Origin of the sequence: Promicromonospora sp. MEB111, from assembly GCF_030209445.1 — a bacterium.
Classification (GTDB): domain Bacteria; phylum Actinomycetota; class Actinomycetes; order Actinomycetales; family Cellulomonadaceae; genus Promicromonospora.
The window spans coordinates 17,730-31,971 of record NZ_JARVSD010000003.1 but is presented as its reverse complement, the minus strand read 5'-3'; the positions used below and the strand labels follow the sequence as shown (position 1 = coordinate 31,971).

General features: G+C 72.5%; 12 protein-coding genes. 6 read left to right on the top strand and 6 right to left on the bottom strand.

Annotation, left to right across the window (positions count from 1 at the left end; all coding sequences use genetic code 11):
* Positions 1 to 4: 4 nt before the first annotated feature.
* On the bottom strand, positions 5 to 871 hold the full coding sequence (locus QRN56_RS02015; RefSeq protein ID WP_285100797.1) for a hypothetical protein: 867 nt from the start codon (positions 869 to 871) through the stop codon (positions 5 to 7).
* 251 nt (positions 872 to 1,122) lie between these two features.
* Between QRN56_RS02015 and QRN56_RS02010 the strand changes: the two genes are divergently transcribed.
* On the top strand, positions 1,123 to 2,010 hold the full coding sequence (locus QRN56_RS02010) for an iron-sulfur binding domain-containing protein (protein WP_285101244.1): 888 nt from the start codon (positions 1,123 to 1,125) through the stop codon (positions 2,008 to 2,010).
* A 7-nt stretch (positions 2,011 to 2,017) separates the two neighbouring features.
* On the opposite strand, the gene QRN56_RS02005 is transcribed toward QRN56_RS02010, so the two are convergent.
* Positions 2,018 to 2,545 (bottom strand): amino-acid N-acetyltransferase, encoded by a 528-nt coding sequence (locus QRN56_RS02005; RefSeq protein WP_285100796.1) that lies wholly within the window; start codon positions 2,543 to 2,545, stop codon positions 2,018 to 2,020.
* A 184-nt stretch (positions 2,546 to 2,729) separates the two neighbouring features.
* Here QRN56_RS02005 and QRN56_RS02000 point away from each other — a divergent pair, with 184 nt between their 5' ends.
* The 3 genes from QRN56_RS02000 (at position 2,730) to glpK (ending at position 6,895) form a co-directional block, all read left to right on the top strand.
* Positions 2,730 to 4,475 (top strand): glycerol-3-phosphate dehydrogenase/oxidase, encoded by a 1,746-nt coding sequence (locus QRN56_RS02000; protein WP_285100795.1) that lies wholly within the window; start codon positions 2,730 to 2,732, stop codon positions 4,473 to 4,475.
* Positions 4,476 to 4,582: 107 nt separating this feature from the next.
* Complete coding sequence (locus tag QRN56_RS01995) at positions 4,583 to 5,317, top strand: MIP/aquaporin family protein (protein ID WP_285100794.1); 735 nt, start codon at positions 4,583 to 4,585, stop codon at positions 5,315 to 5,317.
* A 63-nt stretch (positions 5,318 to 5,380) separates the two neighbouring features.
* Positions 5,381 to 6,895, top strand: a complete 1,515-nt coding sequence (gene glpK, locus QRN56_RS01990; protein ID WP_285100793.1) for a glycerol kinase GlpK — start codon at positions 5,381 to 5,383, stop codon at positions 6,893 to 6,895.
* Positions 6,896 to 6,966: 71 nt separating this feature from the next.
* On the opposite strand, the gene QRN56_RS01985 is transcribed toward glpK, so the two are convergent.
* The gene (locus QRN56_RS01985; protein ID WP_285100792.1) at positions 6,967 to 7,560 is read right to left on the bottom strand and encodes a TetR/AcrR family transcriptional regulator; all 594 of its coding nucleotides are present in this window, start codon (positions 7,558 to 7,560) and stop codon (positions 6,967 to 6,969) included.
* The gene (locus QRN56_RS01980; protein ID WP_285100791.1) at positions 7,544 to 8,251 is read right to left on the bottom strand and encodes a YqeB family protein; all 708 of its coding nucleotides are present in this window, start codon (positions 8,249 to 8,251) and stop codon (positions 7,544 to 7,546) included. Before QRN56_RS01980 ends, QRN56_RS01985 begins: the two co-directional genes overlap by 17 nt.
* 92 nt (positions 8,252 to 8,343) lie before the next feature.
* Between QRN56_RS01980 and QRN56_RS01975 the strand changes: the two genes are divergently transcribed.
* Positions 8,344 to 9,648, top strand: coding sequence for an alpha/beta fold hydrolase (locus QRN56_RS01975; RefSeq protein WP_285100790.1), 1,305 nt, complete (start codon positions 8,344 to 8,346; stop codon positions 9,646 to 9,648).
* A gap of 159 nt (positions 9,649 to 9,807) precedes the next feature.
* On the opposite strand, the gene QRN56_RS01970 is transcribed toward QRN56_RS01975, so the two are convergent.
* A complete protein-coding gene (locus QRN56_RS01970; RefSeq protein ID WP_285100789.1) occupies positions 9,808 to 10,419 on the bottom strand; it encodes a hypothetical protein in 612 nt (203 codons plus the stop codon).
* Between the two features lie 121 nt (positions 10,420 to 10,540).
* The gene (locus QRN56_RS01965; protein WP_285100788.1) at positions 10,541 to 12,031 is read right to left on the bottom strand and encodes a helix-turn-helix transcriptional regulator; all 1,491 of its coding nucleotides are present in this window, start codon (positions 12,029 to 12,031) and stop codon (positions 10,541 to 10,543) included.
* Positions 12,032 to 12,218: 187 nt separating this feature from the next.
* On the opposite strand from QRN56_RS01965, the gene QRN56_RS01960 reads away from it, so the two are divergent.
* Positions 12,219 to 14,141: a phosphoenolpyruvate carboxykinase (GTP) gene (locus tag QRN56_RS01960; protein ID WP_285100787.1), complete on the top strand. Its 1,923-nt coding sequence runs from the start codon at positions 12,219 to 12,221 to the stop codon at positions 14,139 to 14,141.
* The last annotated feature ends 101 nt before the right edge of the window (positions 14,142 to 14,242 follow it).

Sequence of the window (14,242 nt, the reverse complement as noted above, 5' to 3'; positions counted from 1 at the left end):
GGGCTCAGGGCTGCTTGCTCGCGGTGTCCGACGACGCGTCCGATGAAGCGTCCGCGTCCGACGACGCGTCCGCGTCCGACGACGCGTCCGCGTCCGACGACGCGCTCGGGTCCGCGCTCGGGTCGTCGGACGCGCCCCCGGACGGCTTCCCGGACGGTTCGCCCGACGACGACCCGGACGGCGACGGCGACCCGGACGGCTGCGGCACCGTGTACGTCAGCCGCACGACGTCGCTGGCCGCCCCCTCGACACCGGCGAGCGTGACCTGCGCCGTGTACTCGCCGGCCGTCGGCTTGGGCTGGTCCGCCGCGCAGCCCGGCGCCGAGCGCGCGTCGGACCAGCTCACGTTCGTGACGTCGACGTCGCCCGACCCCAGGAGCAGCAGCCGCTCCTCGTCCTGGTCGGCGCAGTCCGCCGACGACCAGGCCCGCTCCGCCGTCTGCTCGCCAAGCTCGCCCTGGTACACGGTCACGGCGAGGCCGTGCCGGGGAGCGTCGACCAGGCACTGCACCTGGCCGGTGTTCCGCACCGAAACGGTGAACCTGACCGGCACCCCGGGCGTGACCGCCGTGCGGTCGGCCGCGAGCCCCACGTCGAGGTCCTCGGGCGTGCACGGCGCGGCCGCGGCGTTCGGGTCCACGGGCTCCGGCGGGCTCAGCTTGTCGGCCGCGATCGGGGGGTCCGGCTGCGGCCACGTCACCGCGACCCCGATCCCGGCCAGCCCCAGCATGACCAGCACCGCGATCAGCCGCCCGGGCCGGCGCGGCCGTCTGCCGGACGGGCGCTGCTCCACCGCGACCCGACCCAGGGACCACTCGGCCCGTTCCGGCGCACTGACCACCTGCTCGACCCCCTGAAGCTGTTGCGACACCTACGGCCTGACATGCTCGGACGGCCGCGGCACCAAAGTACGACCCCGCGCGCGGCCGGGGCGGCAGCCGCGCCGCCGAGTCGGTCACATGTCCTACTTCACGATCCGGCCGGCCGCCTCACGATCCGGCCGGCCACCCCGGGCACACAGAACCCCGCCGGACCCCACCCGACCGCGGCGGCCCGACGCGACACCACCACCGGGTCCGCCGGACCACGACCCGTGCGGCAGGATGAGTCCCCGTGACAGCAGTGGAGGTGACGCGACGTGCCGAGGTGCGCTCCGGCGTCGTGCAGTGGTTCGACGGCGCCGCGCGCGACCTGCCCTGGCGCGCGCCGGACCGCACCGCGTGGGGCGTGCTGGTGAGCGAGGTCATGCTGCAGCAGACGCCCGTGGTGCGCGTCGAGCCCGCCTGGCGCGCGTGGCTGGAGGAGTGGCCCACGCCCGCCGACCTCGCGCGGGCGCCGACCGCCGACGTGCTGCGCGCCTGGGGCCGCCTCGGCTACCCCCGCCGCGCGCTGCGCCTGCAGGAGTGCGCCCGCGTGATCGTCGAGCGGCACGACGGCGCGGTGCCCCGCACCGAGCCCGAGCTGCTCGCCCTGCCCGGCGTCGGCGAGTACACGGCCGCCGCGGTCCTGGCGTTCGCCTACGGGAAGCGGTCCGTGGTGGTCGACACGAACGTGCGCCGGGTGCTGGCCCGGGCGGTCGGTGGGTCGGCGCTGCCCGCGCCGTCGTACACGGCCGCCGAACGGGCGCTGGCGACGTCGCTCGCCCCCGAGGGCGACGCCGACGCCGCGCGGTGGGCCGCCGCCTCGATGGAGCTGGGCGCGCTGGTCTGCACCGCGAAGGCGCCGAAGTGCGGCGTCTGCCCCGTCGCCGGGCTGTGCGCGTGGCGCCGGGCCGGCTCGCCGCCGGACGCGCACGCCGACAAGCGCCGCACCCAGGCCTGGGCGGGCACCGACCGGCAGGCGCGCGGGCGCGTCATGGCGGAGCTGCGGCACGCGTCCGAGCCCGTGGACCGGGCCCTGCTCGCGAGCCTCTGGCAGGACCCGGCCCAGCTCGACCGCGCGATCGCCGGCCTTGTCGAGGACGGCCTGGCCGAGCAGGACGACGCGGGCCGCCTCCACCTGCCCCGGTAGCGCGGGGTCAGAGCTCCAGCAGCATCCGCGAGTTGCCCAGGGTGTTGGGCTTCACGCGCGCCAGGTCGAGGAACTCGGCCACGCCCTCGTCGTACGAGCGCAACAGCTCGGTGTACACCTCGGGCGTCACGGGCGTGCCGTCGATCTCCCGGAACCCGTGCGCGGCGAAGAACTCGACCTCGAACGTGAGGCAGAAGACCCGGCTCAGCCCGAGCGCGCGGGCGCGCTCGACGAGCGCCTCCAGCAGCGCGTGGCCCACCTTGCGACCGCGCCAGTCGCGGTGCACGGCCAGCGTGCGCACCTCGGCGAGGTCGTCCCACATCACGTGCAGCGCGCCGCAACCGACCGCGGCGTCCGGCGCGGCGGGGTCGGCCGCCACGAGGAACTCCTGGACGGCCTCGTAGTACCCGACCATCTCGTACGGCCGGAGGATGCGCTCCTGGCTGAGCGGCTGGACGAGGTCGCGGATGGTGCGCACGTCGGCGGGAAGGGCGGGTCGGATCACGGGCACTGCCGGCGCCTCGGGTGTCGTCACGGCGACACACTACGGCGGGCGGGCGCAACGGGTGACGTGCGGGTGACATCCGGACGGCCCCACAAGCCCCGTACCTGGTGAAACGAATGGCAAACCGGAAAGTGAGCGAGAGAACATCCCAACACACCCTCGCCACAAGGGCAAAGGTCTTGCCAAGTCACGGAATGCGTGGTGAGTTTGGCGCATGGCCTCTACACGCCTGACCGCAGAAGCGAGGACCCAGGCGCTGGCTGCGCTCGAAGCCAGTGTCAGCCCCGCCGCAGAGCTCGACGTGCTGGTGATCGGGGGCGGCGTCACCGGCGCCGGCATCGCGCTCGACGCGGTCACCCGGGGGTTGTCGACCGCCGTCGTCGAGGCACAGGACTGGGCGCAGGGGACGTCCAGCCGCAGCAGCAAGCTGGTGCACGGCGGCCTCCGCTATCTCCAGATGCTCGACTTCGAGCTGGTGCACGAGGCGCTCACGGAGCGTGACCTCCTGCTACGGGACCTGGCACCGCACCTCGTGCGGCCGGTCCCGTTCCTGTATCCCCTGGAGCACCGGGTCTGGGAGCGCGCCTACGTGGGCGCCGGCATCGCGATGTACGACGTGCTCGCGACGCTCACCCCGGGCCGCCGGCCGATGCCGTTCCACCGGCACCTCAGCCGCCACCAGATGGAGGCCAAGTTCCCGGACCTGGCGCACGACGCCGCCGTCGGGGCCGTCCAGTACTGGGACGCCTCGGTCGACGACGCCCGCCTCGTCGCGACCCTGATCCGCACGGCCGCCAGCTACGGCGCGCACGCCGCCAGCCGCACCCAGGTGGTCAGCCTGACGCAGGGCGCGACCGGCGCCGTGAACGGCGCGGTGGTCGTGGACCTGGAGACGGGCAAGGAGATCACCGTCCGGGCGCGGTCCGTGATCAACGCGACCGGCGTGTGGACCGAGGACACCGAGGCCCTGGCGGGCTCGGAGGGCGGGCTGCGCGTGCTCGCCAGCAAGGGCGTGCACCTGATCGTCCCGCGCGAGCGCATCCGGGGTCACGCGGGACTGATCCTGCAGACGGAGAAGTCCGTGCTGTTCGTCATCCCGTGGAGCCGGTACTGGATCATCGGCACCACGGACACCCACTGGAGCCTGGACCCGACGCACCCCGTGGCCACGAGCACCGACATCGACTACGTGCTGGACCACGCGAACGCCGTGCTCGCGCACCCCCTGACCAGGGAAGACGTCATCGGCACGTACGCGGGCCTGCGGCCGCTGCTGCAGCCGGGCACCAAGGCGGGCACGAGCAGCGCCAAGGTCAGCCGCGAGCACACCGTCGCGTCGCCGACACCGGGCCTCACCGTCGTCGCCGGCGGCAAGCTCACGACGTACCGGATCATGGCCAAGGACGCCGTGGACTTCGCGATCGGGCAGCGCGCCGCCGCGCTCCCGTCGATCACGCACCAGATCCCGCTCACGGGCGCCGTCGGGCTGCGGGCGGTGCAGCGCCAGGCGCGCACGTGGGGCAAGCGGTTCGGCTGGTCGCCCCCGATGCTGGACCACCTGCTGCACCGCTACGGCGCCAACCTCGCCGAGATCGTGGAGCTGTGCGACGCCGACCCGTCGCTCGCCAAGCCGCTCGAGCACGCCTCCGCCTACCTGCGCGCCGAGGTGCACTACGCGGTGAGCCACGAGGGCGCCCTCCACCTGGAGGACGTGCTCTCGCACCGCACGCGCCTGGTCTACGAGGTGGCGGACCGCGGCACGGCGGCCGCCGAGGAGATCGCCGCCGTCGTCGCCCCGCTGCTCGGCTGGGACGCGTCGGACGCCGAACGTGAGGTCCGCTCCTGGCAGGCGCGGATCGACGCGGAACGCCAGGCCGAGCAGGCGCCTGACGACGAGGGCGCAGAGCGGGCGCGCCTGACCACACCGGACGTAGCGGCCATGCAGCCGCTCCGAGGCTAAGGAAACCGAGGGAACCACTTCTACTCACAGCCGACGGGTCGCCCCAGAGGGACCGCCGGGACTACCTCCGTACGCCGACAGAGCTGTCGGCAGAAAGCGAGTCAGCGATGAACGCATTCTCGGACATCATCGTGCCGGAGTTCCTGGGCACGATGATCCTGCTCCTCGGCGGTGCCGGCGTGGTGGCCAACGCCATCCTCCCCAAGAACAAGGGGTTCAACGGCGGCTGGCTGATGATCAACTTCGGGTGGGGTCTCGCGGTCTTCGCGGGTGTCTTCGTGTCGCTGAGGTCCGGCGCGCACATCAACCCCGCCGTCACCCTCGGCATCCTGGCCAGCGGGGCCGAAGAGTTCGGTCCGGGCATCCCCGCCACCTTCGGCAACATGCTCATCTACTGGGTCGCGCAGCTCGTCGGCGCCTTCGTGGGCGCCGTCGTCGCGTACCTGACGTACAAGCAGCACTTCGACCAGGACGCCGACCCGGCGACCAAGCTCGCGGTCTTCTCCACCGGCCCGGCGATCCGCTCGTACGCGTGGAACTTCGTCACCGAGGTCGTCGGCACGTTCATGCTGGTCTTCGTCATCCTGTCGTTCGGGAACTGGCCCGGGGACATGGGGCCGCTGGCCGCAGCGCTCCTGGTGCTCGGTATCGGCGCCAGCCTCGGTGGCCCCACGGGGTACGCCATCAACCCGGCCCGTGACTTCGGACCTCGCATCGCCCACCTGGTCCTGCCCATCCCGGGCAAGGGCTCGAGCGACTGGGCCTACTCGTGGGTGCCGGTGCTCGGCCCGCTGGTCGGCGGCGCGCTCGGCGGCCTGCTCGCCGCGGCGGTCGCCGTCTGAGCCTGAGCCTGAGCCTGAGCCGCAAACACGCAGACCTCGAAACAGACAAGGGAGTCAACTCCGATGGCTGACTACGTACTCGCGATCGACCAGGGCACCACGAGCACCCGGGCGATCGTCTTCAACCACGCCGGGACCATCGTGTCCTCCGGCCAGCTCGAGCACGACCAGATCTTCCCCAAGGCCGGCTGGGTGGAGCACCAGCCGGAACAGATCTGGGACAACACCCGGCAGGTCGTCGGCCTCGCGCTGACCAAGGCGAACATCAACCACACCGACCTCGCGGCGGTGGGCATCACCAACCAGCGCGAGACCACCGTGGTGTGGGACAAGACGACGGGCAAGCCGGTCTACAACGCGATCGTCTGGCAGGACACCCGCACCCAGGCGATCGTCGACGAGCTCGGCGGGTCCGAGGGCGCCGACAAGTACAAGGCGATCGTCGGCCTGCCGCTCGCCACCTACTTCTCCGGCCCCAAGGTGAAGTGGATCCTCGACAACGTGGAGGGAGCGCGGGAGGCGGCCGACCGCGGCGACCTGCTGTTCGGCAACACCGACGCGTGGGTGCTGTGGAACATGACCGGCGGCGTCGACGGCGGCGTGCACGTCACCGACGTCACGAACGCGTCCCGCACCATGCTGATGGACCTCGACACGCTGTCCTGGCGCGAGGACATCGCGGCGGACATGGGCATCCCGCTGTCGATGCTGCCCGAGATCCGCTCCTCGTCCGAGGTCTACGGCACGGGGCGGCCCCGGGGCATGGTGCCCGGCGTGCCCATCGCAGGCATCCTCGGTGACCAGCAGGCCGCGACGTTCGGGCAGGCGTGCTTCGAGGTCGGTACGGCCAAGAACACGTACGGCACCGGCAACTTCATGCTGCTCAACACGGGCACGGAGAAGGTCCCGTCCGAGAACGGCCTGCTCACCACGGTCTGCTACAAGATCGGCGACGCGGCAGCGATCTACGCGCTCGAGGGCTCCATCGCCGTCACGGGCTCGCTCGTGCAGTGGCTCCGCGACAACCTGGGGATGTTCACCGACTCGGAGGACATCGAGTGGCTCGCCCGCAAGGTCGAGGACAACGGCGGCGCCTACTTCGTGCCGGCCTTCTCCGGCCTGTTCGCGCCGTACTGGCGGCCCGACGCGCGCGGTGCGCTGGTGGGGCTGACCCGGTACGTCAACCGGAACCACATCGCGCGGGCCGCGCTGGAGGCCACGGCGTTCCAGACCCGCGAGGTCATGGACGCCATGCGTGCCGACTCCGGCGTTGACCTCACCGAGCTCAAGGTCGACGGCGGCATGGTCGCCAACGAGCTGCTGATGCAGTTCCAGGCCGACCAGCTCGGCGTTCCCGTCGTCCGGCCCGTCGTCGCGGAGACCACGGCGCTCGGCGCCGCGTACGCCGCGGGTATCGCCGTCGGCTTCTGGAAGGGCGAGTCCGACGTCACCGCGAACTGGGCGGAGGACCGGCGCTGGACGCCCTCCGTGGAGGAGGGCGAGCGGGACCGGCTCTACCGGAGCTGGAAGAAGGCCGTGACGAAGACGTTCGACTGGGTCGACGCCGACATCGGCTGATCTCACCACCCCTGTCAGACGCTCAGGCCACCGAAGGTGACCTGGGCGTCTGACACGTTCCGGGGCAGACGTCAGGGAGCCAGGAACCGGCGCGCCGTCTCCACGAGCGTCGCCTTCTCGCCCTGCGCCGTGAACCCCTCGTCGACCGCCACTCGCCCCAGGAATCCGTCGGTCAGGAGGTACAGCCACGAGGTGATCCGGTCCGGGGTCAGGTCCGTCCGGATCTCGCCGGCCCGCTGGGCCCGCTCAACCCAGGGCCGGATCAGCTCCTGCTGGGCGTGGGTGTCTTCGTCGAGCTTGGCAGCGACGTCGGGCAGGTGCATGACGCCGCCGACCGCGCGCACGAAGCCGGGCATCCGGGGGTCCGCGGCGTCGTCGGCGCCCTGCCGGACGATGTCGAGCACGACGCCGAGGGCGTCCGTGCGGTCCGCGTACCGCGCCTCGGCGTGGCGCACCTCCTGGATGCCGAGCGTCAGGATCGCGAGCAGGAGCTCCAGCTTGGTCGGGAAGTAGTGGAAGAACGTGCCCGACCCGATCCCCGCCTGCCGGCAGATCGCCGCGGTGGTGGTGCCGTCGTAGCCCCGCTCCGCGAAGACGGTGAGCGCGGCGTCGATGATGACCAGCCGGCGCGCCTCGTGGCGTGCGGGATCAACGGTCCGCGCCACGGGCACCCTCCGCGGACGCCGTCCGGCGCACCTGGATCCGGTCGTCCCGGACGCGGGCCACCAGGCGGAGCGCGGCCAGGTCCTCGTCCGCCTGGCGGCGGGCGACGGCGTCCTTGCGCTCCTCCAGCCGACGGCGGAGCGCCTCGTGCTCGGCGGCCGTGAACCCCGGGCGGCCGTCCACCCAGCGCTCGAACAGCTGCTCGTGCGGGTCGGCGTCCCGCCAGGGCCAGCCGTGCCCGGTCAGCGCCTCGCGCACCCGCGCCGCCGACAGGGTGTCGGCGTCGAGGCGGGCGCGCAGGCCGCCGTCGGGCCGCAGCAGCACCAGGTCTTCCCCGTCCCGGAACGCCGCGCCGACGTCGGACCGCTCGATCCACACCTCGCGCTCCTCCTGCCTGTGCTCGAGGTGGTCGTCGGCGACGGTGAGCTGCGGCGCCTCCCCCACCGTCATGAAGGCGATGAAGCCGCCACCCACCAGGCCGAGCCCGCCCAGGATGCCGAGCGTCCAGGGCAGGGGGAGCGACTCGATCAGCGTGAGCAGCCGCGGTACGGGCAGCGGCGTCGCATCGATCAGCCCGGCGATCCCGCCCGCCAGCGGTGCGGCGAACCAGCCGAGCACGAGGCCGAGCGCGAGCACGGCGAGGCCCAGCACGAGCGGGAGCGCGGGGGGCTGGCGTACCTCGGTGGTCGTCATGGCCCAATTATTAGAGCGCACACTCCACTAATGCAATCAATATCGCGGACGAGGCGCTGCACTGGCGGAGCGTGCGGTCGTAGGCTCGGCCCGTGCCCATCAGCTACACGCTCCCCGGTGTCCATGTCACCGACCACTCCGTCGACGTCCCGCTCGACTGGTCCCAGCCCGACGGGTCCCCCACGATCTCCGTCTTCGCCCGGGAGCTCGTCGACCCCACCCGCCGCACCGAGGACCTGCCGCTCCTCGTGTTCCTCCAGGGCGGCCCGGGCGGCAAGGGTCCCCGCCCCACCGGCCCGGACGGCTGGGTGGGCACGGCGCTGAAGCGGTTCCGCGTGGTGCTCCTCGACCAGCGCGGCACCGGGCGGTCCAGCGCCGTCCGGGCGGAGGCGCTGAACGCCCTCGGCACGCCCGAGGAGCAGGCGGAGTACCTCACGCACTTCCGCGCCGACAACATCGTGCACGACGCCGAGCACGTCCGGAAGACGCTCTTCGGCGGCCGGCGCTGGACCTCGCTGGGCCAGTCGTACGGCGGCTTCATCACCATGACGTACCTGTCGTTCGCGCCCGAGGGCCTGAACGCGAGCCTCGTGACCGGCGGCCTGCCGAGCCTGACGGCGTCGGCCCGGGAGGTCTACGAGCGCACCCAGCCGCGCGTGGTGGCCAAGAACGAGCGGTTCCGCGCGCGCTACCCGCACGTCACCAAGACCCTCGGCCGGATCGTCGACCGCCTCGCGGCCGGCGGCGTGACGGAGCCCGGCGGCGACCCGCTCACCGTGCGGCGGTTCCAGACGCTCGGCATGGACTTCGGCATGCAGCCCGGGTTCGAGCGCGTGCACTGGATCGTCGACGAGGCGTTCGACTCCCCGCACGGCGGCCCGCTCAGCGACACGTTCCGCGCGACGGTCGGGGCCGAGACGTCGTTCGCCACCAACCCGCTGTACGCGCTGCTGCACGAGTCGATCTACGCCCAGTCCCACACAGGCCCCACCGCGTGGGCGGCCCAGTCCGTGCGCGACGCCGACCCGGCGTTCGGCGAGGACGCCCGGCCGCTGCTGCTGACCGGCGAGATGATCTACCCCTGGATGTTCTCCGAGATCAGCGCGCTGCGACCGTTCGAGGCGGCGGCCGACGCCCTCGCCCGGCGGCAGGACTGGGGCGACCTGTACGACCTGCACCGGCTCGCGGACAACGAGATCCCGGTCGAGGCCGCCGTGTACTTCGACGACATGTTCGTCGACGCGTCCCTCTCGCTGGAGACGGCGGCCCACGTGGGCAACGTCGAGCCGTGGGTCACCAACGAGTTCGAGCACGACGGGCTGCGGCTCGGCGACGTCCTGCCCAGGCTGCTGGACCGCCTGGACGCCCGGGGCGGCCCGCTGACATCGGCGGAGTAGACCGCCGCCGGGTTCTGGACGGGCTGCACTTCGCCCCTCCCCTTCGCCCGCCCTCTCCTTCGAGACCTAAGTTTCTTGGCTTTGAGCGGCCGCAAAGCGAAGAAAACTTGGGTCTCGAAGGAGCGGAGCCGGCGGGGAGGAGCCGGCACCAAGCAGCCGTCAGCGCAGCCCCGGCAGCGAGGCGACCACGTACCCGTCCACCTCGACGACGTCCCCCGGGGTCAGGCCGGGCCGGCCCGCCGGGTGGCAGAGGGTCACCTGGAAGCCGTCGGTCTGCACGCGGGCGGCGGTGAAGTCCTGGCCGGTGCGGGCGACGGAGCGCTGCTCGATCGCGAGCACCACGCCGGTCAGGTGCGCGACGGCGTCCGTGGACGCGGCGTACGCGCCGGTGGGCTCGAAGACCAGGCCGGACACCGCGGCGTCGGCCCGCCCGATCACCTGGACGGAGTTGCCGAGCACGACGATCGACGCCGGACCCGTGACCGGCGCCTCCGCGGTGCCCAGCAGGGCGAGCTCCTCGAGCTGGCAGGCGATCTCGGTGATGACCTCGTCGTGCTGGTTCACGAGCTCGGCGAGCACCAGCCCGCCGTCGACCGCCTGCGGCTCGGAGAGGATGGCGCCGGGCGCGGCGTAGAACGTGGGCGTGACCACCCGCACCAGGTCGCCCTCGGTGGTGATGATCAGGCGGGCACCGGACACGTCGGTCCAGATGTGCACGCCGACCTCACCGTCCTTGGCGATGGTCTCCGCCTCGGCGCGAGCCGAAGCCACCAGGTCGCGAAATTCGCTACGTCGCCAGACGTCCAGTCCGATGCAAGCCAGGTTCGATGCCACGGTCGCCTACGCTAACCCGGCGACGGCGTCCGGACTCGACGGAGGGGTCATACGTGCGTCACTCCGGGGCGTGCTTGTCCAGGAACGCGTACACCTCGGCGTCGTCCACACCGGGGAACGCGCCCCGCGGCAGGGCCGCGAGGATCTGCTGGTGCATGCGCCCCGACGGCCAGGCCTCGCCCGACCAGCGGTCGGTCAGCTCCGGCGACGGGCGCTGGCAGCACGCCGGGTCCGGGCACGTCGAGACGCGCCGCACCTGCGTGTCCCGCCCGCGGAACCACTTCGCGTGCGCGTACGGCACCCCGACGGTGATCGAGAAGGCGCCCGAACCGCCGTCCGGCCCGCCCGCGGGCGACGTCGACCCCGTCTGGGTGGAGCACCAGAACGTCCCGGCCGGGGTGTCGGTGTACTGGTAGAACTCGGTGGCGCGGTCGCGGCGCTCGAACGCCTCGCGCGCCGCCCAGCGCCGGCAGATGAGCTGCCCCTCGATGGCGCCCGTGACGTCCTGCGGGAACGGCAGGCCGTCGTTCGCGTAGCCGCGGAACAGCGCGCCGTCGGCCCCCACGCGCAGGAAGTGCAGCGGGATGCCGAGGTGGTGCGTCGCGAGGTTGGTGAGCCGCATCGCGGCCGCCTCGTGCGTGATGCCGAAGGCGTCACGGAAGTCCTCGACCGCGAGGTCGTGCTCCCGCTTGCGCTCCTGGAGGAACGGCACGGCCACGAACTGCGGTACCAGGCAGGCGGCGGCGAAGTACGTGATCTCGACGCGCTGCCGCAGGAACTCGCCGTACGAACGCGGCCGGTCGTGCTCCAGCACGCGGTGCGCCAGCGCCTGCAGCGCGAGCGACCGCAGGCCGTGCCCGCCCGGGGTCGACGCCGGGGGCAGGTAGATGCGCCCGTTGCGCAGGTCGGTCACCGAGCGGGCGGACCGGGGCAGGTCGCCCACGTGCAGCAACGTGAAGCCCATCTGCTCCGCCATCCGCGCCACCGTGCGGTGGGTCAGCGCGCCGCCCGTGTACCCGGCGGCCTTGACCATCTGCTCCGCGACGGCCTCGAACTGCGGGTAGTGGTTGTCGCGGGCCTCCCGCTCCAGGCGCAGCTCGGTGTTGGCCCGCCGCGCCTCCTCGGGGGTGGCGATCGCCATCTGCTCGCGCCGGGCCAGCTCGTCGTGCAGGCCCACCAGCTGCTCCAGGACCGGCATCGGCAGCTTCTGGCTGGGCTTGACCGCGGGCACGCCCAGGGTGGTGAACAGGGGTCCACGCTGCGCCCGGTCGAGCGCGATCTCCAGAGCGGCCCTGCGCGACGGCGGCTCGGCGCTGAGCAGCTCGCTCATCGGCACGCCGAACGCCTCGGCGATCGAGCGCAGCAGCCCGAGCCGCGGTTCGCGGCGGCCGTTCTCCACGAGCGAGAGCAGGCTCGGCGCGGAGCCGACCTTCTCGCCGAGCGCGTCCAGCGTGAGCCCCCGCGCGGTGCGCAGGTGCCGGATCCGGCGGCCGAGGGTGATCAGGTCCGTCTCGGTGCCCGACGACGTCGGCTCGCCTCCGGCAGGCATGTCGCCCTCCGCTCGTGGTCGCTTCACCCGGTCGCTGCCCAGGACGGGCCAGCAGGAACCCGCTCCTTCACACTACGTGAAGATCGGCGATTCTTGACAGCCCATGGACTGGAATTCGGGGCGATCCGCACGTGAAGGTGGAAACAAGCCCGCCACCGTGGCCCGCAGTCTGACGATCGGAGCGCACATGTCCGTCCTCGCGAACCCCCGCCGAACCCGGCTCGTCGCCGAGCTCGTGGCCGACGTGACCATCGGCCAGGACTCCACCACGGCAGACACCTCGGCGTCCACGGCCGCGAACGGCATCCCGCCCGCCGGAGACCTGGACGTGCGCGACTGGGTCGCCCGCGTCGCCGAGCTCACGCAGCCGGACGAGATCGTCTGGTGCGACGGCTCCGCCGAGGAGAAGCAGCGTCTCATCGACCAGATGCTGGCCGCGGGCACGCTCGTCGCGCTGAACCAGGAGAAGCGGCCGGGCTCGTACCTGGCGCGCTCCAACCCCGCCGACGTCGCCCGCGTCGAGTCGCGCACCTTCATCTGCTCGCAGGACGAGGAGGACGCCGGCCCCACCAACAACTGGGTGGCCCCGGCCGACATGCGCACCGAGCTGAAGGGTGTCTTCGAGGGCTCCATGAAGGGCCGCACCATGTACGTGGTGCCGTTCTCGATGGGCCCCGTGGGCGGACCCATCTCGCAGGTGGGCATCGAGCTCACCGACTCCCCGTACGTCGTCGTCTCGATGCACGTCATGACCCGGGTCTCGGACGAGATCCTGCGCCTGATCGACGCCGGCCAGCAGTGGGTCCCCGCCGTGCACTCGGTGGGCGCGCCCCTGGCCGAGGGCGAGGCGGACGTGGCCTGGCCGTGCAGCGACACCAAGTACATCGTGCACTTCCCGGAGAGCCGCGAGATCTGGTCGTACGGCTCCGGCTACGGCGGCAACGCCCTGCTCGGCAAGAAGTGCTTCGCGCTGCGCATCGCCTCGGCGATGGCGCGCGACGAGGGCTGGCTCGCCGAGCACATGCTGCTGATCCGCATCACCTCGCCCGAGCAGCGCCAGTACCACCTGGCCGCCGCCTTCCCGAGCGCCTGCGGCAAGACGAACCTCGCGATGCTGCAGCCCACGATCCCGGGCTGGAAGGTCGAGACCCTCGGCGACGACATCGTGTGGATGCGCCCCGGCCCGGACGGGACGCTGCGCGCCATCAACCCCGAGGCCGGCTTCTTCGGCGTCGCACCCGGTACCGGCATCGACACCAACCCGACCGCCGTGGCCACGTTCGACCGCGACACCATCTTCACGAACGTCGCGCTGACCGACGACGGCGACGTCTGGTGGGAGGGCCTCACGGCCGAGCCGCCGGCGCACCTGACCGACTGGCAGGGCAACGACTGGACGCCGGACTCCGAGACGCCCGCGGCCCACCCGAACTCCCGCTTCACCGTGTCCGCCGCCCAGTGCCCCACCATCGCGGACACCTGGGAGGACCCGGCGGGCGTGCCCGTCGACGCGATCGTGTTCGGCGGCCGCCGCGCCAGCAACGTGCCGCTCGTCGCGGAGTCCTTCGGCTGGGAGCACGGCGTGTTCATGGGCGCCACGATCTCCTCGGAGCGCACGGCCGCCGCCGAGGGCGCGCTCGGCGAGCTGCGCCGCGACCCCTTCGCGATGCTCCCGTTCTGCGGCTACAACATGGCCGACCACTGGGCGCACTGGCTGGAGGTCGGCGCGGGCATCGAGGAGTCCAGGCGCCCCCGGATCTTCCAGGTCAACTGGTTCCGCCGCGGCGAGGACGGCCGCTTCCTGTGGCCCGGGTTCGGCGAGAACTCGCGCGTGATCGAGTGGATCGTGGGCCAGGTCGAGGCCGGCCGCGGCCTGCGCGAGGACACCTCCGTGGCCACGCCGGTGGGCAGCCTGCCCGCGCCCGGCACCCTGAACCTGGACGGCATCGACGTGCCGGACGCCGACATGGCGGCCCTCTTCGACGTGCCGACCACGCCGTGGCAGGACGAGGCCGACCTGACCGAGGAGTTCTTCGACCGGTTCGGCGACCACACGCCGGCGGCGCTGCGCGCCCAGCTCGACGCCCTGCGGGAGCGTCTGGCCCGATGATCTCGGCCGGCTGACGGCGCGACCTTCTCGGGTGGCTACCCGTCGCGCCGTCGGCCGTCCGAACAGATTTCCCCGGCCGGGTTATTGAGGCATCCCGGCCG

Excerpts from the sequence above, each read along its gene's own strand:
- QRN56_RS02000 (WP_285100795.1), top strand. The coding sequence starts at position 2,730 with ATGGCCTCTACACGCCTGACCGCAGAAGCGAGGACCCAGGCGCTGGCT.
- QRN56_RS01995 (WP_285100794.1), top strand. The coding sequence starts at position 4,583 with ATGAACGCATTCTCGGACATCATCGTGCCGGAGTTCCTGGGCACGATG.
- glpK (WP_285100793.1), top strand. The coding sequence starts at position 5,381 with ATGGCTGACTACGTACTCGCGATCGACCAGGGCACCACGAGCACCCGG.
- QRN56_RS01980 (WP_285100791.1), bottom strand. The coding sequence starts at position 8,251 with ATGACGACCACCGAGGTACGCCAGCCCCCCGCGCTCCCGCTCGTGCTG.
- QRN56_RS01965 (WP_285100788.1), bottom strand. The coding sequence starts at position 12,031 with ATGCCTGCCGGAGGCGAGCCGACGTCGTCGGGCACCGAGACGGACCTG.
- QRN56_RS01960 (WP_285100787.1), top strand. The coding sequence starts at position 12,219 with ATGTCCGTCCTCGCGAACCCCCGCCGAACCCGGCTCGTCGCCGAGCTC.